We start from the raw sequence: 23211 nt of genomic DNA on the forward strand, positions 1-23211 counted from the left end.
GCATGGGTTTATCAAGAATGGTTGATCATATGAAACCATCGCTTAGACCAAAAAGTGATCAGGAGTTTTCACACAGCCTGAGCGAAGAGCGGAAGTTCGTTGTACGATAAAGGCATTACTCAAATCGGGGCGTGTTAAAGAACAGGGAACAGGTCGCTCCCGGTTCTTTCCGAAAAATTCGTGTTAAATGCTACTGAAGAGCTTTAAACAACGCCTCGATGTGAATATCAACCGTATCCAGTGCTTTAACAGGTAACTCTGTACCCGCGAACAAAAGGGGAAGCTCTGTGCATCCCAGAATGATGGCCTCAATGCCTTCATCCTGATACATCCGCTCAATTACAGCGGTAAACTTGTCTCGCGTCTGTGGCTTTATAACGCCTCTTTCGAGTTCATCGTGGATTTTATCTGCGATGTAATCTATCTCATCACCATGCGGGACAACCACCTGGATGCCAGCTTCAGTGAAAGGCTGTTTGAAGAAGTCAGCCTCCATTGTAAATCGTGTTCCCACTAGCCCGACTTTCTTCAGGCTCTGAGTCTGAACTTCTGCACAAGTGGAATCGATAATGCTGACAAGCGGAACCGTTGTACATGACTGGAGTTCATTGAAGACGATATGTGGCGTATTACCGGTCAAGGCGACGACTTCAGCCCCTGCGGCCACCAGATTCCCGACAGCCTTTGCCAGGTACTTCGTCAGCGCTTCATAATCTTTCCGTCCGCACATGGCCAGGACATCATATACGTTGATACTTTCAATAGTTAGCGACGGGAAGAATGTATCGCCAACTCTTTTGTTAGCTTCATAAACAAATTTGCGATAGTAGAGCAATGTTGATTCAGGTCCGGTGCCGCCGATTAATCCAAGTTTCTTCATTTTACCCTCAGTAGCTCCCGTTGCCAGGATCAACAAGTGGTTGAGACTAACTGCGGGGCTGGTAGTTGTTTAAATAGAGTAAATAAATTAAAAAACATGCAGATTCATTTCAATTGAATAAAATAGAATCTTATTTTCAATTATGGTGAAATTATGGATGTAGCAGACTTCCGAACCATCATAGCACTGGTAGAAACAGGTACCATTACTGCAGCAGCAAAGGTGCTCTGCCGAGTCCCCTCAGCAATCACTACACGAGTTCAGAACCTGGAGAGCCAGCTCGGCACCACACTGTTTGTTAAGTCTGGCCGTCGGTTTCTTCCGACAAGTGAAGGCCAGGTGCTTTATGACAATGCACAGAAAATTATCGAGCTGGTCACTTTAGCAGAACAGCAGATGGTAAGGCCGGTGCCTGGTGGTCGGTTCCGATTGGGTGCGCTCGACAGTATGGCAGCAACAAGGTTGCCAGGGCCACTGGCGCACCTTTACCAGCAACATCAATCAGTGTCGGTGGAGCTGGTTACCGGGATAAGCCGCACATTGCTCGATGCAGTACTTAGCCACGAGCTTGATGCAGCCTTCATTGCTGACGCACCAGATGATGACAGACTGGAACGCATGGCTGTTTACAAGGAAGAACTGGTTATTATCGCCGCAGCAAATTTCCCGCCGATACGTTCTGCTGCCGATTTAACTCACATAACATTGCTGGTATTCAGCGACGGCTGCTCCTATCGCGACCGGCTAACAACCTGGTTCAGAGAGGCTGGGATCAGACCTTACAGGCTGGCAGAAATGTCTTCCTACCATGCCATTCTGGGCGGCGTCAGTGCAGGAATGGGGGCGGGCGTAATACCAACAACAATCCTCGATACGTTTCCGACACAGGAACTCATCACAATCCATCCTTTTGAAAGTGAAAATAGCCAAATAACAACGGAACTGATATGGCGTAAGGGAGGGCTCACGGCTAATACATGTGCCCTGATTGATATTTTGTCCTCAAACGTTGGAAGTACCTGACAAGAAAGATACTGCAATCTGGTTTGAGATTATAGCCGATTGGCGGTGTCTGTAATGTCGAAATCCCTATCGGGTGACATTATGCTACTAGCCTTTTTCATAATGCCTAACGCAATGTCCGGCGTTAATCCGGTTTTCGTTTGTTGATGCAACTTCCGCTTTTGGCACAAAGCGGACAGGCTTCGTGACCATCATGTCTGCTGTGAGCGCAGGCTGTGTGAAAACTCATAGCTTCAATTAGCCAAACAATATTTCTCATCTGTGTTTTAAGAATGTCGTTTAAGTTGACGAGGTAATCTGTGATTTTATTCGGATGACTCAGAAGTTTTTATTGCGGGGAAGAACCTGATATCTGTTGTTACTGGAGGATAAAACGGCTGGAACCGTTAGCCGTATTGTTCCTGCAGCTGAATTATCAATCCTGAAGTACCCCATATCGATAGCATCCTTTTCAGGTTATAAGCCAATATATGTAGACTGATTTCCGTACTGACGTTTTTAAATTTCCGCATCAGGAAGTGCGTTGCACCCATCCACATTTTAATTGTCCCAAACGGATGTTCTACCGTTTGCTTTCGCATGACTACCGCCTGAGGAAATGACTCAAGCCTCGCATGCATTTCTTCCATTTCAGCTTCATGAACCCAACGCCGTATACGCCTTGGATCGCGTTTTGATGTAGTGCATCTGGAGCGCTGGCTGCAATCGCGACAGGCAATATTGTTAAAGTACAACTGTTGCTCCAGTCCGTCCTCTGTTGAGGTAAATCGATTCTGAAGCTCATTGCCCATTGGGCATACATAAACATCTTTTTCCCTGTTATATCTGAACATTGAGCGGTTATAGAGCCCCTTACGTTCAGCACCAGAGGTATCTCCCTTTGGCACCAAAGCCACTGCTCCGCTATCCAGAACTGTTTTAATATCGCTGCGACTGTAATACCCTTTGTCGGCCAGTACTGTTATGTCTTTCCGGCCAACAGCTTTCTGAGCCAGTGTTGCCATTGAACCAAGTTGTCCATTATCTGTTGTGTTGGTGACTTCATGCGCAACAATCAAATGGTTCTTCGTATCCACAGCTGTCTGAACGTTGTAGCAAACTTGCCGGTTCATATTATTTGTTTTCATCAACCGGGAGTCAGGGTCGGTTAAAGAGAGTTGTTTATCTGGCTGTTGTGCGACTGCTTGTTGAATTTCCTGAAGCTCACGTAAGCGCTTTTTTAGCCAGGCCAGTTTAGTGGCTGTTAACTTTGTGTTTGCATCGGGCTCAGTATTCTTGTCGGCTTCATCCAGCTTGTTTAAATAATAAGTAATACTTTGCTCAACGCGCTCAATATGGTCATTGGCTTTCTGGGATGTGAAGTTGTTGGGTTTGCTGTTTACTGCTTTGAATTTGCTGCCGTCAATGGCAACAACGACATCAGTGAACATTTGCATTTGCCGGCACAGGCCAATAAAGGCCCGACAGGCATTCCTGATACCTTCACCGTTATCTTTTCTGAAGTCTGCAATGGTTTTAAAGTCAGGCGTTAATCGTTCAAGTAACCACATCAGTTCAACGTTCCGATGGGCCTCTTTTTCCAGTCTACGGGAGGACTGAATTCGGTTGAGATATCCGTAAATGTACAACTTCAGTAGGGTGGCAGGGTGATATCCAGGCCGTCCAGTTCGCTTTGCATCAACTCTTCTGAAACCAAGAGAATCAAGCTTTAATCCATCTACAAATATATCAACCACTCTGACGGGGTTATCTTCAGTGACAAAATCATCCAGTGTATCAGGGAGCAATGTCACCTGATGCCTGCCTTGTCCTTGAATGTGATGGACCATGTCGGTATCCGCAGTATTCATTTGTATGTTTATAATTTTAATGAAAAAATCATTCCGTCGCATGGGTTTATCAAGAATGGTTGATCATATGAAACCATCGCTTAGACCAAAAAGTGATCAGGAGTTTTCACACAGCCTGAGCGAAGAGCGGAAGTTCGTTGTACGATAAAGGCATTACTCAAATCGGGGCGTGTTAAAGAACAGGGAACAGGTCGCTCCCGGTTCTTTCCGAAAAATTCGTGTTAAATGCTACTGAAGAGCTTTAAACAACGCCTCGATGTGAATATCAACCGTATCCAGTGCTTTAACAGGTAACTCTGTACCCGCGAACAAAAGGGGAAGCTCTGTGCATCCCAGAATGATGGCCTCAATGCCTTCATCCTGATACATCCGCTCAATTACAGCGGTAAACTTGTCTCGCGTCTGTGGCTTTATAACGCCTCTTTCGAGTTCATCGTGGATTTTATCTGCGATGTAATCTATCTCATCACCATGCGGGACAACCACCTGGATGCCAGCTTCAGTGAAAGGCTGTTTGAAGAAGTCAGCCTCCATTGTAAATCGTGTTCCCACTAGCCCGACTTTCTTCAGGCTCTGAGTCTGAACTTCTGCACAAGTGGAATCGATAATGCTGACAAGCGGAACCGTTGTACATGACTGGAGTTCATTGAAGACGATATGTGGCGTATTACCGGTCAAGGCGACGACTTCAGCCCCTGCGGCCACCAGATTCCCGACAGCCTTTGCCAGGTACTTCGTCAGCGCTTCATAATCTTTCCGTCCGCACATGGCCAGGACATCATATACGTTGATACTTTCAATAGTTAGCGACGGGAAGAATGTATCGCCAACTCTTTTGTTAGCTTCATAAACAAATTTGCGATAGTAGAGCAATGTTGATTCAGGTCCGGTGCCGCCGATTAATCCAAGTTTCTTCATTTTACCCTCAGTAGCTCCCGTTGCCAGGATCAACAAGTGGTTGAGACTAACTGCGGGGCTGGTAGTTGTTTAAATAGAGTAAATAAATTAAAAAACATGCAGATTCATTTCAATTGAATAAAATAGAATCTTATTTTCAATTATGGTGAAATTATGGATGTAGCAGACTTCCGAACCATCATAGCACTGGTAGAAACAGGTACCATTACTGCAGCAGCAAAGGTGCTCTGCCGAGTCCCCTCAGCAATCACTACACGAGTTCAGAACCTGGAGAGCCAGCTCGGCACCACACTGTTTGTTAAGTCTGGCCGTCGGTTTCTTCCGACAAGTGAAGGCCAGGTGCTTTATGACAATGCACAGAAAATTATCGAGCTGGTCACTTTAGCAGAACAGCAGATGGTAAGGCCGGTGCCTGGTGGTCGGTTCCGATTGGGTGCGCTCGACAGTATGGCAGCAACAAGGTTGCCAGGGCCACTGGCGCACCTTTACCAGCAACATCAATCAGTGTCGGTGGAGCTGGTTACCGGGATAAGCCGCACATTGCTCGATGCAGTACTTAGCCACGAGCTTGATGCAGCCTTCATTGCTGACGCACCAGATGATGACAGACTGGAACGCATGGCTGTTTACAAGGAAGAACTGGTTATTATCGCCGCAGCAAATTTCCCGCCGATACGTTCTGCTGCCGATTTAACTCACATAACATTGCTGGTATTCAGCGACGGCTGCTCCTATCGCGACCGGCTAACAACCTGGTTCAGAGAGGCTGGGATCAGACCTTACAGGCTGGCAGAAATGTCTTCCTACCATGCCATTCTGGGCGGCGTCAGTGCAGGAATGGGGGCGGGCGTAATACCAACAACAATCCTCGATACGTTTCCGACACAGGAACTCATCACAATCCATCCTTTTGAAAGTGAAAATAGCCAAATAACAACGGAACTGATATGGCGTAAGGGAGGGCTCACGGCTAATACATGTGCCCTGATTGATATTTTGTCCTCAAACGTTGGAAGTACCTGACAAGAAAGATACTGCAATCTGGTTTGAGATTATAGCCGATTGGCGGTGTCTGTAATGTCGAAATCCCTATCGGGTGACATTATGCTACTAGCCTTTTTCATAATGCCTAACGCAATGTCCGGCGTTAATCCGGTTTTCGTTTGTTGATGCAACTTCCGCTTTTGGCACAAAGCGGACAGGCTTCGTGACCATCATGTCTGCTGTGAGCGCAGGCTGTGTGAAAACTCATAGCTTCAATTAGCCAAACAATATTTCTCATCTGTGTTTTAAGAATGTCGTTTAAGTTGACGAGGTAATCTGTGATTTTATTCGGATGACTCAGAAGTTTTTATTGCGGGGAAGAACCTGATATCTGTTGTTACTGGAGGATAAAACGGCTGGAACCGTTAGCCGTATTGTTCCTGCAGCTGAATTATCAATCCTGAAGTACCCCATATCGATAGCATCCTTTTCAGGTTATAAGCCAATATATGTAGACTGATTTCCGTACTGACGTTTTTAAATTTCCGCATCAGGAAGTGCGTTGCACCCATCCACATTTTAATTGTCCCAAACGGATGTTCTACCGTTTGCTTTCGCATGACTACCGCCTGAGGAAATGACTCAAGCCTCGCATGCATTTCTTCCATTTCAGCTTCATGAACCCAACGCCGTATACGCCTTGGATCGCGTTTTGATGTAGTGCATCTGGAGCGCTGGCTGCAATCGCGACAGGCAATATTGTTAAAGTACAACTGTTGCTCCAGTCCGTCCTCTGTTGAGGTAAATCGATTCTGAAGCTCATTGCCCATTGGGCATACATAAACATCTTTTTCCCTGTTATATCTGAACATTGAGCGGTTATAGAGCCCCTTACGTTCAGCACCAGAGGTATCTCCCTTTGGCACCAAAGCCACTGCTCCGCTATCCAGAACTGTTTTAATATCGCTGCGACTGTAATACCCTTTGTCGGCCAGTACTGTTATGTCTTTCCGGCCAACAGCTTTCTGAGCCAGTGTTGCCATTGAACCAAGTTGTCCATTATCTGTTGTGTTGGTGACTTCATGCGCAACAATCAAATGGTTCTTCGTATCCACAGCTGTCTGAACGTTGTAGCAAACTTGCCGGTTCATATTATTTGTTTTCATCAACCGGGAGTCAGGGTCGGTTAAAGAGAGTTGTTTATCTGGCTGTTGTGCGACTGCTTGTTGAATTTCCTGAAGCTCACGTAAGCGCTTTTTTAGCCAGGCCAGTTTAGTGGCTGTTAACTTTGTGTTTGCATCGGGCTCAGTATTCTTGTCGGCTTCATCCAGCTTGTTTAAATAATAAGTAATACTTTGCTCAACGCGCTCAATATGGTCATTGGCTTTCTGGGATGTGAAGTTGTTGGGTTTGCTGTTTACTGCTTTGAATTTGCTGCCGTCAATGGCAACAACGACATCAGTGAACATTTGCATTTGCCGGCACAGGCCAATAAAGGCCCGACAGGCATTCCTGATACCTTCACCGTTATCTTTTCTGAAGTCTGCAATGGTTTTAAAGTCAGGCGTTAATCGTTCAAGTAACCACATCAGTTCAACGTTCCGATGGGCCTCTTTTTCCAGTCTACGGGAGGACTGAATTCGGTTGAGATATCCGTAAATGTACAACTTCAGTAGGGTGGCAGGGTGATATCCAGGCCGTCCAGTTCGCTTTGCATCAACTCTTCTGAAACCAAGAGAATCAAGCTTTAATCCATCTACAAATATATCAACCACTCTGACGGGGTTATCTTCAGTGACAAAATCATCCAGTGTATCAGGGAGCAATGTCACCTGATGCCTGCCTTGTCCTTGAATGTGATGGACCATGTCGGTATCCGCAGTATTCATTTGTATGTTTATAATTTTAATGAAAAAATCATTCCGTCGCATGGGTTTATCAAGAATGGTTGATCATATGAAACCATCGCTTAGACCAAAAAGTGATCAGGAGTTTTCACACAGCCTGAGCGAACAGCGGAAGTTCGTAATTTATCCCACAGCTGATGACGCGCGTTAATAAACGGGAAGCAGGTCAATTGGGAGCAATAAAAAAGGCCGCCTAAGCGACCTATTTATTTTACATAAGCTTTATTTTTACTTTATACCCCTCAAGACCGGACATGGTCTCACTCGGTATAAACTCGATCTCGGAAACTTCTTTGCCTGTTTTTTTCCGTAGCTCAGCGATTTTTTTAGTAATAAGAGCAGAAATTTCTTGCTCAGCTTTACGCTCCAGTTCTTCAGGTTTCATATATGTACTCCTTTTTCATACCCAACCTTTTATAAATCATAGGTTATCTTCCATGAGGGCGCACAGGAATCATCCCTCACGCCACCGGTAAATCGGGAGTGGGTTGCAATGCCCAAACCGCCGATGCCGGTCGCCTCGTTCGCAGGACATCTGGTGTCGGGCCGCAACCGACACTTGCCATATTTTTCCCTGGCATTATCACAGACACACAGTGAATGCCTGATGTAATGCCGTAATAGTCTTTCCTCTGCCCCGTTAATAAAACTTTTTTTCGAATTTATTCTTCCGCTTACGCTTGTTGTAAATGGTTTGTAGACCACACTTGGAGAGGCCCTTGAAGGATGCGCACCCCGACCCAGGGAATGACTTATGGATGAGTCCATACCTTCAGCGGGAGCTGAGGGAACTGAAAATAAGAACCGATGCTGTACCTCAATATTGCCTTCGCTTAGAAGGCATTTTTTTACTTTCAGAAATTAACAAACTCAAGCTATTTCAAAAGCTTGTTTGCAGCTTCGACGATTTCATGTGATGTAACCTCTCTGTCTGAGGCTACACAAAACTCAGTATGATCGCCAGTAAGCGAATGAACTCCCGCATACATAATCTTAAGGTTAGTTTCCTCACCATTCGGGTATTCACGGAGTATTGTGGTAGTGCCATCTACAACCCTGACAACCACCACCGGCTGCCGATTGAAGAACACCAGAACATTTTTCATAGGCATCCCTAATGTTGAGAAAAGGCCACAATAAGTGGCCTTTGATAAGTATCAGCTTGAAGTCAGAATAGTGATTCGCAGGAGCCACCCGGGCGATTCATGTTTTCTGATCGACCAATAACCGCTGCCTTTCTGGTGTAGGCAAGGCGGCGGTGAATTGAGTCTACAGAGTTTTAATGTTTTCACATGGTAAAGGGCAAGATGATGGTAGTTATGCTGCAACTTTTGATTTTCATCTGCGATTAAACTGTTTCGGCAGTTTTAACCACTGCAAGTCGTGTGACCTACTCCCCATAAATTAACATATCTCAACGTTATCAACGTCTGCTTCTGGCACAGGGCTGCTGTTGCAGCCCTGACAACCTTAGACTTCAATCGATTCAGATATCTCTAACGCATCATCGACTTCGATGCCCAGATAACGGACTGTGCTTTCCAGTTTCTTATAGCCCAACAGAATTTGTATCACCCGGAGATTCTTGGTTTTCTTGTATATCAAGTAAGGTTTTGTTCTTCTCATGGAATGTGTGCTGTAAAGCGAAGCTTCGAGACCAAGCTTTTCTACCCACCCATGAAAAATTCGGCTGTATTGTCGGGTTGATATGTGCCGGTTAGTTCCGATCCGAGACCGAAACAAGAAGTCTTTACTGTGCAAATTGCCAAGCTTTATCAATGCAGCAACAGCTTCTCTTGTCCCTTTGGTTATCTCAAATTGCACAGGGCTACCGGTTTTCTGTTGCAGCACCGTAGCTCTGCTTGAAACCGAGCTACCATATGCAACATCAGATACTTTGAGGCTCACCAGATCGCAGCCTCGTAGCTTACTGTCTAAGGCCATATTGAACAGAGCTAAATCACGCGTTTTACCTTCCAGTTCAAGCCGGATTCGAATCCCCCAGATATGAGATATCTGAAGTGGTCTTTTTTGGCCTATGATACGGTCTTTATTCCACGGTGACGTGTTCATACTCAAATCTCCTGCAATGTGGGAGATTTGAGTGTGGTTGTCCTTTATGAGCGAACAGAGGACATTGCTAACAGCATTCCGTGTGAATCAACGAGGAGCTGGTCATCAGTGCACTCGAGATGTGCTGGAAGCCGGGCATTAAAGAGGCGATGCTGACAATTCGCAAAAAATGTATCTGTCTTAGCCATCCGTTTAGACCGTTGTAAAACTTTTACGGCATTTTTCGTTACAGTTTTCTCCAGTGACGCCCACACTTTTTAAAATGCATAATAGTAAAAAAATTTGTTGACGCATCAAGGGATAGGGGAGCGTTTATGAGTAGTAGAAAAAGCTACAGACCGCATATTATGCGGATAGATTCCACTCTGGGGGAGTGTGGCAACAACAAGCCAGAAGAAGTTTTGTGGTTTCAGCAAACACTCAGTGAGTCAGGTTATCAAGAATTAACCGGACGAGACGTTAAGATTACAGGCAAGTGCGACAGGGATACGATTGAAGGTATTCGCTGGTTTCAGAATATGCTCTCTATGAAGCCTACCGGAATGATTCATCCTGGAGATATCTGGCTTCAGGAAGCTATAAATAATATTGTTTTACAGCCATGGCGTAAGACTGTCGGGGCGGCACAGCTAAAGGTGCCTGAAGGCCAGGTTACCTTTGATGCTGAAGGGAATGATTATATATTCCCGGATTATGCTCCCAAGAGGGCACCCAAAAGACCTGACTATTTCTCCCGAATACTGCACTGGCCTGGCGATGTATCAGGCGTCACACTGGGTCGCGGTTACGACATGAAGATGCGAACTGCCGGAGAGATTTTTTCAACTCTGCGAAGTCTTGGTATAGAAGAATATCGCGCAGTGATTGCATCAAACGCAGCATATCTTAGTGGAAGACAGGCAAAGGTTTTTGTCGATACCACATGGCAGCTATTTGGTGAGATAAGCTATGTGCAACAGATTGAATTATTCAAACGTTCTTATTTAGAGAAAAAGAATTACGCCAAACCTTTTTATGAAAAAACAGCAGCAAAAAAAACGAACGCACCCTCATGGGATCAACTCGACCAGAAAATAAAAGATGTCGTTGTCGATATCTTTTACCAGGGTATAAGACATCCAGCAAGCTTAATCGAGGCTGCAATTGCTGGCAGAACAGCGCTTATTAACTTCATCCGGGAAGATTCATCACTTATGCGTTATGAGTCTACAAGACACAGAATCAGGTATTTACAATGAAGAAAATAATATTAGCGATTACTTTTTTGGCTTTAGCTCCGTCAGCCTTCAGTGCTGAAAAAGCAGATATTATCGCCGGATCAGAAACTGATACTTGTTGGCATAATAATGCTGACCGTGGAAAAGCTTCTGAATGCTTACACGCTCTTAGTGACAAAAGCAATCAAAGCATGGATGAGTTAATTGCCAAAACAATCACGCAAATAAAGGAGAACAATACTGGGCCCGTATATAAAAGTAAGGATCCTCAACTGACCATTGGTGATGTCTTCAGTAAATTTTTCCTGGAATCGCAAAATTCATGGAAAGAGTATCGCAAGAACTTCTGTTTAGGCGTTGGGTCGCAAATCGGTGAGGACACCTATGATTACTGGCCCTATATTTATCAGTGCCAAATCAATCTTAATAAGCGGCATACTGAAGAGATAAAAATGCTTCATGCCGATGAAGAGTGAGTGAGATTAGTTGCCTGCTGTGTAGTGGCATAACGATTTTGGCCACATAAGCAGAAATGTTGAACGTCCGCTCCAGGCAATGAGCAGACGAGCTTGCTGAGCTGAAGGTCCGCAGTGAGCGAAAGCGGTCCTTTAAGCCAGTATATATCAGATGCCGGACTAACACTGGCATGTGATAATTAACCGGGGCAAGTCAAATGAAGTGGCAGTGATCGGCGGGAAGCCCACAGCTATTGAAGCCAAATTTGTCGATGACGGGGCTGGTTCTATTCGGAACCCAGAAAGCCCGGCTGGCTCAAAACCATGGTCAGTAACTGAATAGACAAAATGGTAGTTCAGGCGAAAAAATACTCCACTGGTTTCGATGGCGGTGCTATCTATCATACAAACAGCCCAGAATTAGCTAGTTACTATTCGAAGGTGTTTACCGATGCGGGCGTCACAAACTTTAAGTTTGTACTTACCCCGGTCACAAAGTGACGTGTGAAATGAGTAATGATCGAGAAATGTTAGAAAAAATTCTGGGTGGAAAAATCGAGCAGTCGAACGCCAGAAATATACCTGGTGTTACGATTGTGGATGGGCAGCAAGTTGTTTATTTTTCGGACGATGGGAAAAACAACCCCCGAAAACAATTTAATAATATTACGTGCTTTTCTGAGCCTCCGAATGCTGTTCGCGGAGGGGTAAATGATCGCGGGTGCAAAGTCACCCCGCCCTCGGGGCCTATTTTTCACGCGATTTCCTATCATGGTGATCTTGACGGTTGGAGAAAAGATATTGAGGCAGGGGCCATTGGCCTTGGTCTATTACTCGCCCAAATCAAAGGTGATCAATTGGTTATTTCCGATGGCCGCTCAATCCCGCTATCAGATTGCAAAATAGAGTTTTCTTAATCATCACTTATTCTCAACGCCGGTCTCGTGCTGGTTTTTTGCAACCTATTTGCTCCGAGGTTGCATCTGACCCTGACCGGAAATCCTGTGACCTGCTCCCCATCAGCTAACATAACTCAATGTTATCAATGTCCGATCCTGGCACGGAGTAGACAAGATAATTGAGCTAAAGGTCCGCTGTGAGCGAACAGCGGAAGTAGTCATTTTTGTGGTCTGCGCCCACAAAAGTGACTACAGAAACAGTCGCAATTCAAATATCATTGATAATGATGGTTATGAACAGTCAGATGGCAGCCCAATAGCTAAAGAAAATATTAGAGAGTACATCTTTAAAAGGAAGTGAAAAATGGTGAGATATTTATTAGATATAACCGATAGCTATGAACGTTTTATCTGTATGAGTAGTGATGTAGGATTACGGCATTACATTACCTTTCCTGAAATATCTTCATGGGGGAATGACAAATTTGTTATAACCCTTGAGAATATCGAAATAAATATGTGTGAAGATATTTGGTTTTCTCCAATTATAAATCACAACCCAAATAGCATAATAGCTTCACTGTTAAAAGAAGTGGATATTAGTCAGCCGGAGTGCATATTCACCGTGGTATTAAAACGTGCAAGGATTCTTATGGACAAAAGAAGTGTCTTTATGTTATTGGAAAATGAAGGGGGAAAGCATTATCATTCTGATGATTGTGGTTTTGATGTCGGTGATAAATACATTTTAATTGCTGGAAGAAGTGCAGATTACCATGACACCATGGTATGGTTAAGAATTATTGCAACAGGGAAGTTATTCCTAGAGTTCGATGAATTTGATATAATAGCTCAGTCCACCGGACTTAAAAACAACATATCCATTGAGTCTGCGAAAGCATTGAATAAAACACAAGAGTTATTTATAGATCTCAAAAAAAGAGATTTTAATGCTTTACATTTAAATGGTGTGCAAAGTCCTTTTCATGATCGCGCATACCTTTCTCGCTTTTTTAATTATAGCGAAAATAATAATATAGCAATTAAAAATTATTATGTAGAAGGGTAACTGGAAAGAGAGCTATGTAATTAAAAAATAGTATTTAAACGTGTGCAAAACTGTTTTTCTTGAATCCTGGTGCAAAGCACCGGAACCGATGAATGGAGTGGAATAATTTCTCTCGACGCCTGGGTATAGAAGATATCAGTCATTTGAATGAGAATCAGAAACAAACCGTTTCGGCGCTATCACCGGGGCTGCGGGTCCCTGATAGGTGACACAGTGGTGCAAATGCTTTTGCAGCGGCACAGGCCGGGAAAACGACTCTTGAGAATAACTATTTAAGCTGGGATGAAGCACAGGCTTTCGATAAGGAAATGACAGCCCGTCGTCAATCCGGAGGGGATTTTGGCAGCATCCAGAATAAATATGCCGTAATTATCGCTGATAACCGACTTGACCTGCGCCACATAAATTAACATATCTCAATGTTATCAATGTCTGATGTTGGCACGGAGCGGACAAGTTACCTGAACTGAAGGTCCGCTGTGAGCGAAAAGCAGACTGTTGCGCGTTGAAGTTAATTGTATTACTTAGGTAAACATTATCATTTCCTGACGTTAAGTTGTATCTTTGATAGGATTAAAAAAGGTATAGCATAGCTTATGCTATTGAAGGAATAAAAATGACAAAAATTAGTGAGCGATGGAAGCATAATGGTATTGCTAAAGGTTATTGCAATATTTGTGGAAAACATGACTTGCTCACAAAAGATCATGTCCCTCCAAAGTGCGCCATAACCTTAGGTCCTGTTCTTCAGAAAACAGTTAGCGAATTTTTTAATGCTCAGGAACCGGTTAAACCATTAAATGCTAAAAACGGATCTTATTTCAGAACCATTTGCGGCCACTGCAACAATAAGGTTTTAGGTGGGTTCGATGTTGCAATTGAACATGTAGCAAACTCCTTTAAAGAACAGTTGAGTCAATATATGAATGGTATGAATGTATATCCATTCATTAGAATACCTTTTGATAGTATATCTTTCACTAAGGCTATGATTGGACACGTACTATCAGCAACTTCAGTTGAGGATTGTAAAAAAGAACCCGTAGATAGCCCCTTCTATACACCTTTAAAGGATTATGTTCTGGGTAAAAATCCAAGTTTTGAGGAGACTCATGATATTTACTACTGGTTTTACCCACACAGAATGCACATATCTGCTCAAAGTGTAGCATTTATGAACGAAGGACATGTAGCATTTATTTGTGCGTTACATTTTTTCCCTATCGGTTTTATTATCACAATGAAAAATGAAGGAACATACCCTGCCCACTCAACAAAATTAGATCTTGAAGATAAATTCCTTACATTTAATATGACCTCTATAAATTATGAGTATACGACATTTCCATTTGTAAATCTTAAGGAAAACCAAATGTATGCTATAAGCAACGGCCATACTTGTGTTAGTTATCCAATAATTAAGTGACTGCTAAATCATACAATCGACGCATGTTCACTTTCTACATATACCATCTATAATGTCCGCTCCTGGCAGAGATCTGCCTATCAGTATAGAGAGCCTCTTAGTCACGATCTTTACAAATAACATATATAATTCAAGCTGTTGCCTGCATAGCTGATACACGAATACCCTTTTCGCCCAAAAATGCTTTAAGCTCAGGCCACGTAGCTATTAGTTTATATGAGTGAATCTCCTCTTCATTACTCACATAACGATCGACAATAATTGGAGGAAGTTCTGTTAGCGGTTGTATATTTATTGACTGTTGCGCTTGTTGTATTATTTCTTTTGTCGAATTATATAAAAATGGATTATATCGTTTGATATAATCTAGCCTTTTTTGGATGTCTGGAATTGAGAGTACAGAAAGAAATAAACTGTAATGTTCCGTTTTCATTTTGGTAGAGCCTAAACCCAAAGTTATAAAAGCCTCACTTAAATTCCTGCTTTGTTGCTCACCAAAAATATCTTTATAGGGTATTTCTGATTCGAAAGAAATTAGCGTTCTACTTATGCCCGGCTGATCAACTTTTGATGCTTCATTCAGAATAATATTTTTGAAATTCTTTAGAGTGATAATTTGTGGAGCACCTTGAACGTTAGAAAATAATCTTTCGTACTCCGGTGTGGAAATTTCCTTCCCCTCTAAAAAAGAAGTGATTGCTTGGAAAGTGCTATTTTTGATTCCACCGCCTGATTGAGCAAGCCCGGGCAATGCGGTTGAATTCATAGTGAAATTTGGCGATTTAAATTTCATGCAGAATGGGCGATATAGAAGTCCATCTCCTTCTTGTGAATTCCATAGGAACATCAATTCCAGGTAAGGCTTATGAACCGGATTGATGTGGTTATAGCAGTGCTTGAGAAAATCGATTAGAATTTTAGATTGACCATCGATATCAAAGTACTCATCTTTATGGAAATTCTGAGCAATATTTTCTCTCAACAACTCGATAATTTTGAAACCTGATCGAATATCACCGCTGAAAGCTACACATAGATTATTTCCTATTTGGTGTATTTTTTGAACGCAATTAAAATAACGAACTCTTCCGCTAGCAGATATTATTGTTACCTGAATGTCAGCTACGCAGACGAATCCATTAAAGCAGTTTCCTCCAACTACCCACGTCATAATAGTATCCTTTAGATGTCATGTCTTTCGAAGCTGAATAATCGTTCAAAACATTATCGATATGTTTCAATTTATCTCCGCTTAACTATATCAACTGTAGTATGTGGAAGCTAAATTTTCTTTCTAGGGATACAGTGATCTGCTCCTCATAAACAGACTTGGCATGATGTTGAAACGTCCGCTGTTGGCACACTGCGGACCTCTCACCCGCAGCTTCGAACCAATTCATATGACGTAGCATTAGATTAGATGCTAGTCCGTATCCTACTGATATTCATAGTAAAAAAATTGTTTTTTTAAAACTTTTCCATCGCTAATAGACCATTTGTAACAACTTGATTTTACTGCGTTTAATTTTTATATTGGGGAAGATCAATATCAGCGCAAAGCAAGCAGGATGTGGGCTCATTAGATATGAAAGGCAGTTATTGGAATTCATTTCAATAGATGCCAGGCACTCATGTATAGAACCTAGTATCTATTTAATAAAATCGAACTACGAAGTTAGAATAAAAATAACAACACCAAGCATTACTACAAGTCTGACATAAGAGCCAAACACATAACCCGTTCCCAGTGATTCACAAAAGGCGATTTGTTGATTATTGTTTGAAATATAAGGTCTTTAGCAGCATTTTTATCTCCGGAGAGTTGTAGTACTGAGCTATATAGAGCTAAAAGCACAACTAACCTCGCACCAGCTTCTTTCGAGTATCTTAAAGATAAATAAAAATCGTTAAAATGTTTTTCCACTCTTTGTTTATGTGCATCATCCCAATCAGCAGGTGGAGAAACAAAATACTCAATAACTCCGGGCTCATCATTTGTGCCAACCAAGTATCTAGCCGATATCCACTGTTCATCATAATAACGGCTATCGTCTAAATAGGGATGTATGATCTGTTCTGCTTCATTTTTTGCAAAAGCTTCCCCTTTACCGTCCATATTACAATCTCGACAAGCTGGCACCAGATTAATAGGTAATATAGAAAACTGAGGATAGTGAGCTTTAGGCAAATAATGATCTAAATTTCTAGGTCGCCCGATCCCACCACAAAATGGGCATTTTTCATTAGCAGCAGTCATCAGGGCATCATAAATATCTCGAGCAGGCTTTTTCTTCCCAACAACATAATTGCTATAAAGCTTAACAAAGTCAGATTTCGTTAATCGACCTACGACAATGGGGTCTTCCTCATCTTTTTTTTGCAGTGGTTGTATTGTATAAAGTTCACCAGTTGATACCGATGCTCTATATGAAGCTGCCAGTGTTTGCAAATCAGCTATTGCTTCATTTACTTTCAGCAATAAGCCCGGATTACCAGTTATGCCTTCGCGGCAGCGAGTCAGCATATCGGCATATGTGTAAGCAGGTTGTTTAAGTTTCAACATCACTTAACACTCCGATCTCTGTGTATGACAAGCGCTTTTAATAGAGCTCGGGCTTCAATACCAAGTTGGTTACGATACTCATCGACAATCTCCTCATATGTTCCACCTGACTTAACTGATTGGATTAATAAATCGTGAAAACCGGATTTAACGACTTCAAGACCAAATACCTCTCTTGTTAAGATTCCTACATTCTCACCAAATGTTTCAATGTCTGGCCTGCGAGATTCGGTAGACAATCTAGAACGATTTATTTTCCAAACACATCGTTTAGGGATCTCTTGAAGTACCACAGGTGAATGAGTTGCAATAATAGAAACACCATTTCTATCAAGTAGCAAATCAGACAGCGCGCGAATAAAAGCAGACAGCAACGGTGGATGAAGATGGCTCTCTGGTTCATCAATTAGTACTAACGTTTTTTCTTCCACCGTTGCGACTAAACGCGTGAGTGTTAATAATACAACCGCATGGCCGGAGCTCATTCTTTTTATACGTTTCCGTGCATTACTAACAAGCACCTCACCATTATATCTCGCTAGATTTTTCAGCTTCATATTTGCGAAATTTTCATCAGACTCCAAAGTATCAATAGCCTGCAGCCATCTTTCACGCTTAGGAATCTGGCTAAAGCAAAGCGTCAAAGCTTGAAGAAAGTCTTCATGAATATCATTTAGCCCTTTCAGCGACTCTCCTTTTTTTTTCAAACCTATATAGAAGTAGCAAGTTCCCTTTGATGGATCAGGCTGTTCACTTGGTGGCTCGAATGGATCGAATGCGCTAAATGACACTGAGACTAAACTACTAAAGTAATCAATATCAATCGGGTCTTCACTCCACCCCTCCAGATCATAAAATTTTGCATTCGACTTACCTTTACTGGTAACAGCTTCAATCATTCCGTTTAGAATTGTCGTTTTCCCCACACCATTACGACCTATGATCGCATGAATATTGGTACTTGGTATTTCTCCTACTTTCACCTTAAATGATAATTCGATATCGGAAATTTTGTCTTGTGCAGGGCGAATGAACTTAAACTCAAAATTAGTCAGTGGATTCTTTCCCTCAAGCACGCGTGCAAACTGCCCTTTGATAACAGACAAACTAACATCCCGAAGCAAGGACGTTTTAAAGACCTCCTCATCCTTAACAAGATCTATAAGTTCTGGCGCATAAGCTATATCTTTGAGCGCCTCAAGTAACGAAACTTTGACAGATTCTGGTAAATTCGAAATTTTCTGATAATAGTCGACATCCTGACCAACGGAAAAATATCCTTCTGGGAGAGTTTTAAACCTGCTCCCTAACGTGGAGTAAGTTGATTTTTCAGTTGTTTGTCCTTGAAAGCCAATCTTGATATTTCCCATTTCATGGCGTTCACCTTTCTGATCGAACAGATACATGTAAAACATCGTAATAAATGAAAAGTCATTCCAACGATCCACATGCAGGTAGACCGTACTAATGCCTGAGGAAGGAATACGTTGGTCTCGGGGTACAATAATGATATCCATATAATTTCCGAAAATCTTGTTTTGTTTAGATTCACCTAATTATGTCAAAAATAATAACAGAAATGCAAATATATCCTGCGGAAAATTTAAATACATAAGGAAACTCAAAGATTCCGTTTGCGGTTACGCTACTAATTAAAGAAATACCGTCAGAAATTTTAATTGTTAGTTAAAATAATTTACATATTAGCCGCGTTTGGACTGTACCCAACAATTTTACACAATAAGATTCTAGCAAAGGCAGCTTCTGGCACGAAGCAGACCACCTGAAGCGTCGCGTGGTCTGCTATGAGTGAGGGGCGGACTATACAAAAATAAGACTAATTACCTACCATTTTCAATAGAAACACATAGGGGAAATTTATATACATACGAATTTATTTTACTTAAAGAGAGTTTTTAATTTAGAGTTAGGGTGATTTCCTTTCTGGTTATCAAACGCTGCAAATGTACAATGTTCTGCCATGAAGGCGCTTGGAGAATATGGAGATACGGATGGGCGAATTGGGCGAGGTTCTATGTCGCCAGCTATGATCACTAGTGCCGCATGCTCCTTGGTGAAAATTTTATCGGCAAGGGCTCTATATCTGTTTCCAGGCAAATTTGAATTGCGAATAAATTCTGCAGTCTCGTTTGTAAACTGTAGAGCAATAGCTCCCGGTCGAGTTCCGGTTAACTGTTTTTTAAATGCTTTTTTTGCTGTTTCTTCCGCTTTTTCAAAAAGAGTGACTTTACCTGTATATGAGATCCTAATACCTTGCCATCCTTCGCTAGCAGCACCTGATGCAGCGAAAGCTAATGTAGCTCCTGGGAGCTTCAATGACGCATTGAAACAGGTATCAGGATCATCAGTGTTTCCGCTGATTTCACAATAGGAGTGTTCAATTTTAAATGAATAATGCTCATCCCCGTATTCACATTTTATTACTGAGAGTACGCTATTGGCGAAAGCTGTTAATTTCCTCTCATCTCTTGGGATCTCTTTCTCTATTTTAATTGACATAATACTGGCAACACCAGGTTGCGCTGGAAATAGTTTGAATAATCCATCTACTCCGAGAATCTTGATGCAGGCTTCAAGTAGACGCTGCCCATCTTCTAATGTTGCTGATGCCCCTTTGTCTCCAGCAAAAGACTTACATTCAAGTTCGAATTCAGGAAGATCATTAGGTGGTTTTACCAGCAAGTCAAAGGTTTCCTCTCCTTTGTTTTCAACAGGCCAATGGATTCTGCAGCCACTCAATTTCAGACGTTCGACTACAAAAAGTTCAAAATGAATTGCCCGTAAATCTGAGGGGTTTTGAATAGCTCCTCTGAATCGATTATACAATTCTCGCGGCCCTTCACCTCCATTCTGAATCGATTCACAGAGAGCGCTGACTCTGTTGGCTAAATTCATTGCCCCAACCAAATCGGCCCAATCATTGCCCTCAAATAACTGTATTTCCTTACGATCCCATCGGGTTAGGGCGAACGAAAACCAGTTATCTATCATTGCCTGACCTACACGATGGGGAAATGCATGGCGTGTTTGCTCAATCTTTTCGACCATCTCAATCCAGGGCTTGTCTGGATAAAGATTAGTTATTCTTTTATAAAAACAGGGGATTAGGTCAATCATGGGAATTAACTGCATTGACATCTCTCTTGGTTCAGGGGGGCTGTCGGCTGTCCTTAACGATACTGGCGATAGCATTTTAGTTTTCAAGGACAGTATCTTGGCGTTTGAGTGCACAAAATTGTATCCCAACGTCCGCTCCTGGCACAAAGTAGACGTTGCATCAGATAATGCCCGCTAAGAGTGAAAAGCGAACAGGTGAGTTTGAATCATACCTGGCGGAGATAAAACTCAAATCGTACCGATATTAATTAACGGGAAGCCCTGTCAGTCATATAACATGAGAAATTAACAAGAAAAAACTCAGATATTCTTGTCAGGCGGGCAGGACCGGCCAATGATTTCAGCAAGGAAGTCCATCACCACGACAGCAGAGTGATTACGCTTAATTTCAGGGTAGGCAACCAGCCAAATGTTCCTCACGGGCGAAGGCAGATTTTCCTGCAGCCTTACCAGTTCGCTGTCATTATCACCCATAAAGCAGGGTAAAGTAACGATGCCCAATCCTTTCCGGGCAGCCTGTTGCTGCGCCATTAGATCGCTTGCCCGAAAGATAACACGCCGCCCGTTCAGCAGTGATTCAAGCCATTGCTGCTGCGTGACATGTGCAAGCGTGCTGTCATAAGCAATAAAAACCCAGTCTTCCTGAGGAATTTCTTGCCAGAACCGAGAAGCATAAAGACCAAAGCGCATAGTACCTATACGCCTTGTCATCAGGTCTGGATCGTCAGGCCTTTCAAGGCGAACCGCGACGTCAGCCTCACTTTTATTCAGAAGAACATGATGCGAAACGCCGGATAATGACAACGTGATACCCGGATGTTTCCGGGTGAAGCCTGCTATAGCAGGCGCAATGAGGTGTGCTGCAACGGCAGGTGACGCGCTGATATTTATAGGCACGGCTGGTTCGGCACACAATGACCTCGCCTGGATTCGAATACGGTCTGCAATGCGGTACATTTCGTCAGCGCTGGAGGCGATAACCCGCCCATGCCCGGTAAGCATGGTACGGCGTGGCAGGCGCTCTGTGAGCCTGAGGCCCAGCGAACTTTCAAGGGCTGTAATCCGGCGGCTCACCGTGGCGTGGTCCACGCCAAGCTCCCTGGCCGCGGCAGACAGGGAACCACACCGGGCAAGGGCGAAAAAAAAATGTAAATCCTGCCAGTCCATATCTCACCTCTTGTGCATTTTTACACATGTATGGTGCTTTTATACCTGTATTCTTCCTGCAATAAACTCATTTATAGTTTTCTCACTTCATAAGTGAGGAAAAAATAATGTCGTTAGCAATGATTATCAGCCAGCCGGGTGGCCCTGAGGTTCTTAAAGCGGTGGAAAGAGAGTCAGTCAGTCCCGGTCCCGATGAAGTTCGTATCAGACACGAAATAATCGGCGTGAATTTCGTTGACATCTATTTTCGCTCAGGACTCTACCCCCAGCCATATCCCCAGGCGGTGCCTGGTTTTGAAGGGGCCGGCGTAGTCACAGCAACGGGCAGTAACGTCAGCGCCTTTGCTGCAGGTGACCGCGTTGCCTATACGGGAAATCCGATGGGCGCTTATGCTGAATCCCGCAATATACCTGCCAGCCGCCTCATCAGGATTCCGGATGGTGTGGACACACGTACAGCCGGTAGTACGATGCTTCGGGGCCTTACCGCACATATGTTGCTCAACAAAGTAAGGGAAGTCAGGGCTGGCGACTGGATACTGGTTCATTCTGCTGCCGGGGGGCTGGGGCAGATAGTGACTCGCTGGGCAACGATGAAGGGGGCCAGGGTTATTGGTACAACGGGCTCACCGGAAAAAGTGGCAACGGCCCGCCTTGCTGGCGCGAGTGAAGTTTTGCTCCATACAGACGCCGCATGGCCGGAGAAAGTCCGCGACATCACGGAAGGGTATGGCGTGCATCTGGCCATCGACGGTATCGGAGGAACAATGCTCTCCAGAACGCTCAGCGTGGTCCGCCCTTTTGGCACTGTCGCCAGTCTTGGCCAGCCTGCCGGCCCTATACCTCCTGTGCGGGTGGAAGAACTGGGATTTGCCCGATCTATAGCACTGATGCGACCCAGTTCACTCGCCTATGCAGATGATGCTGCGCTTTACAGAAAGGGAGCGGCCGACCTTATGTCAGCACTGTCGGCAGGACTTGAAAATCACATTGGCGCTGAATTTACCCTTACCGACGCAGCAGAAGCACACCGGGTTCTGGAGGCGGGGCATACAACAGGAAGTGTCATTCTCACGGTTCAGTATTGAGACTCTGACGTGAATGAAACGAGCGACGCAGGCATCTTTAAAGGAATGCCGTATCAGTGACGTGACGACCAGGCTGGATTTATGTCCCTTAAGGGCAATCATTCAACCCTTGTCGTCCCTTTCAGGTACTGCTAAGGAGATATCCAAGAATTAGATAAAGGGGATGAGCCTGCTAAATCACTAACGTTCATACAATATCCGTTCCTGGCACCCAGCAGACGTTCGTAGAGCTTACATGCTGTACACAGAAAGATTTTTTGTAGGGCATTAAGTGGGAAGGGGGTTCTTATAGGGCTTGTAAGTATCTGGCGATGCGCCATGAATAAAGATCCCGAAAACTATGGGCATTCGTATGCACTGTTTGCATATACTATAGGTTGAATTGTAGGTTTTAATTAAATTTCAATAAATATCTATGTTAATCAATAATAAAACACCAATGCATCATTGGGGTATGCGCGTCGAAATTCTCTAGTGTACTCATCAGTTTATGATGTCCATTTTCTTAAATTTTAATGAGTTAGTGATGTTTGTTGTTCTCATTGAGTTTCACT

The 23211-nt window shown here is 43.4% G+C and carries 20 protein-coding genes; 8 read left to right on the forward strand and 12 right to left on the reverse strand.

Going from position 1 to position 23211, the window contains the following annotated elements:
* Window positions 1-190: 190 nt before the first annotated feature.
* Window positions 191-880: an aspartate/glutamate racemase family protein gene (locus M8Q36_RS10670; RefSeq protein ID WP_249880851.1), complete on the reverse strand. Its 690-nt coding sequence runs from the start codon at window positions 878-880 to the stop codon at window positions 191-193.
* Between the two features lie 153 nt (window positions 881-1033).
* On the opposite strand from M8Q36_RS10670, the gene M8Q36_RS10675 reads away from it, so the two are divergent.
* Window positions 1034-1903, forward strand: a complete 870-nt coding sequence (locus M8Q36_RS10675) for a LysR family transcriptional regulator (RefSeq protein ID WP_249880852.1) — start codon at window positions 1034-1036, stop codon at window positions 1901-1903.
* A 386-nt stretch (window positions 1904-2289) separates the two neighbouring features.
* Here the strand turns inward: M8Q36_RS10675 and M8Q36_RS10680 are convergent, their stop codons facing one another.
* Both M8Q36_RS10680 and M8Q36_RS10685 read right to left on the reverse strand, forming a co-directional pair.
* Window positions 2290-3732 (reverse strand): IS1182 family transposase, encoded by a 1443-nt coding sequence (locus M8Q36_RS10680; protein ID WP_249879731.1) that lies wholly within the window; start codon window positions 3730-3732, stop codon window positions 2290-2292.
* Window positions 3733-3981: 249 nt separating this feature from the next.
* Window positions 3982-4671, reverse strand: a complete 690-nt coding sequence (locus tag M8Q36_RS10685; RefSeq protein ID WP_249880851.1) for an aspartate/glutamate racemase family protein — start codon at window positions 4669-4671, stop codon at window positions 3982-3984.
* Between the two features lie 153 nt (window positions 4672-4824).
* On the opposite strand from M8Q36_RS10685, the gene M8Q36_RS10690 reads away from it, so the two are divergent.
* Window positions 4825-5694, forward strand: a complete 870-nt coding sequence (locus tag M8Q36_RS10690; protein ID WP_249880852.1) for a LysR family transcriptional regulator — start codon at window positions 4825-4827, stop codon at window positions 5692-5694.
* 386 nt (window positions 5695-6080) lie between these two features.
* Here the strand turns inward: M8Q36_RS10690 and M8Q36_RS10695 are convergent, their stop codons facing one another.
* From M8Q36_RS10695 to M8Q36_RS10710, 4 genes are all read right to left on the reverse strand, one after another.
* The gene (locus M8Q36_RS10695) at window positions 6081-7523 is read right to left on the reverse strand and encodes an IS1182 family transposase (protein ID WP_249879731.1); all 1443 of its coding nucleotides are present in this window, start codon (window positions 7521-7523) and stop codon (window positions 6081-6083) included.
* A gap of 250 nt (window positions 7524-7773) precedes the next feature.
* A complete protein-coding gene (locus tag M8Q36_RS10700) occupies window positions 7774-7947 on the reverse strand; it encodes a GnsA/GnsB family addiction module toxin (RefSeq protein WP_041852351.1) in 174 nt (57 codons plus the stop codon).
* A 490-nt stretch (window positions 7948-8437) separates the two neighbouring features.
* The gene (locus M8Q36_RS10705; RefSeq protein ID WP_017459901.1) at window positions 8438-8668 is read right to left on the reverse strand and encodes a hypothetical protein; all 231 of its coding nucleotides are present in this window, start codon (window positions 8666-8668) and stop codon (window positions 8438-8440) included.
* Between the two features lie 364 nt (window positions 8669-9032).
* The gene (locus tag M8Q36_RS10710; protein ID WP_249880853.1) at window positions 9033-9635 is read right to left on the reverse strand and encodes a tyrosine-type recombinase/integrase; all 603 of its coding nucleotides are present in this window, start codon (window positions 9633-9635) and stop codon (window positions 9033-9035) included.
* Between the two features lie 314 nt (window positions 9636-9949).
* On the opposite strand from M8Q36_RS10710, the gene M8Q36_RS10715 reads away from it, so the two are divergent.
* The 5 genes from M8Q36_RS10715 to M8Q36_RS10735 all read left to right on the forward strand — a co-directional run bounded on the left by M8Q36_RS10715 (window position 9950) and on the right by M8Q36_RS10735 (window position 14701).
* Window positions 9950-10873 (forward strand): DUF8812 domain-containing protein, encoded by a 924-nt coding sequence (locus tag M8Q36_RS10715; RefSeq protein WP_249880854.1) that lies wholly within the window; start codon window positions 9950-9952, stop codon window positions 10871-10873.
* Window positions 10870-11328: a DUF1311 domain-containing protein gene (locus tag M8Q36_RS10720; RefSeq protein WP_249880855.1), complete on the forward strand. Its 459-nt coding sequence runs from the start codon at window positions 10870-10872 to the stop codon at window positions 11326-11328. Before M8Q36_RS10715 ends, M8Q36_RS10720 begins: the two co-directional genes overlap by 4 nt.
* A 506-nt stretch (window positions 11329-11834) precedes the next feature.
* Entirely contained in the window at window positions 11835-12224 is a 390-nt protein-coding gene (locus M8Q36_RS10725) for a hypothetical protein (protein ID WP_249880856.1), read from the forward strand.
* 346 nt (window positions 12225-12570) lie between these two features.
* Window positions 12571-13275: a hypothetical protein gene (locus tag M8Q36_RS10730; protein WP_107223330.1), complete on the forward strand. Its 705-nt coding sequence runs from the start codon at window positions 12571-12573 to the stop codon at window positions 13273-13275.
* A 616-nt stretch (window positions 13276-13891) separates the two neighbouring features.
* Window positions 13892-14701: a chaperonin gene (locus M8Q36_RS10735; protein WP_249880857.1), complete on the forward strand. Its 810-nt coding sequence runs from the start codon at window positions 13892-13894 to the stop codon at window positions 14699-14701.
* 130 nt (window positions 14702-14831) lie between these two features.
* Here M8Q36_RS10735 and M8Q36_RS10740 read toward each other — a convergent pair whose 3' ends face one another.
* The 5 genes from M8Q36_RS10740 to M8Q36_RS10760 form a co-directional block, all read right to left on the reverse strand.
* The gene (locus M8Q36_RS10740; protein WP_249880858.1) at window positions 14832-15872 is read right to left on the reverse strand and encodes an Ntn hydrolase family protein; all 1041 of its coding nucleotides are present in this window, start codon (window positions 15870-15872) and stop codon (window positions 14832-14834) included.
* A gap of 534 nt (window positions 15873-16406) precedes the next feature.
* On the reverse strand, window positions 16407-17264 hold the full coding sequence (locus M8Q36_RS10745) for an HNH endonuclease (RefSeq protein WP_249882753.1): 858 nt from the start codon (window positions 17262-17264) through the stop codon (window positions 16407-16409).
* Window positions 17264-18781, reverse strand: a complete 1518-nt coding sequence (locus M8Q36_RS10750; RefSeq protein ID WP_249880859.1) for an AAA family ATPase — start codon at window positions 18779-18781, stop codon at window positions 17264-17266. Before M8Q36_RS10750 ends, M8Q36_RS10745 begins: the two co-directional genes overlap by 1 nt.
* A gap of 382 nt (window positions 18782-19163) precedes the next feature.
* Window positions 19164-20417 carry a hypothetical protein gene (locus tag M8Q36_RS10755; protein WP_249880860.1) on the reverse strand — a complete coding sequence of 418 codons (1254 nt, stop codon included), beginning with the start codon at window positions 20415-20417 and terminating at the stop codon, window positions 19164-19166.
* Between the two features lie 285 nt (window positions 20418-20702).
* Entirely contained in the window at window positions 20703-21569 is an 867-nt protein-coding gene (locus tag M8Q36_RS10760; RefSeq protein WP_047370562.1) for a LysR family transcriptional regulator, read from the reverse strand.
* 107 nt (window positions 21570-21676) lie between these two features.
* Between M8Q36_RS10760 and M8Q36_RS10765 the strand changes: the two genes are divergently transcribed.
* Window positions 21677-22657, forward strand: a complete 981-nt coding sequence (locus M8Q36_RS10765; RefSeq protein ID WP_047370561.1) for a quinone oxidoreductase family protein — start codon at window positions 21677-21679, stop codon at window positions 22655-22657.
* Window positions 22658-23211: the final 554 nt, after the last annotated feature.

Origin of the sequence: Kosakonia sp. R1.Fl (assembly GCF_023516815.1) — a bacterium.
Lineage (GTDB): Bacteria > Pseudomonadota > Gammaproteobacteria > Enterobacterales > Enterobacteriaceae > Kosakonia.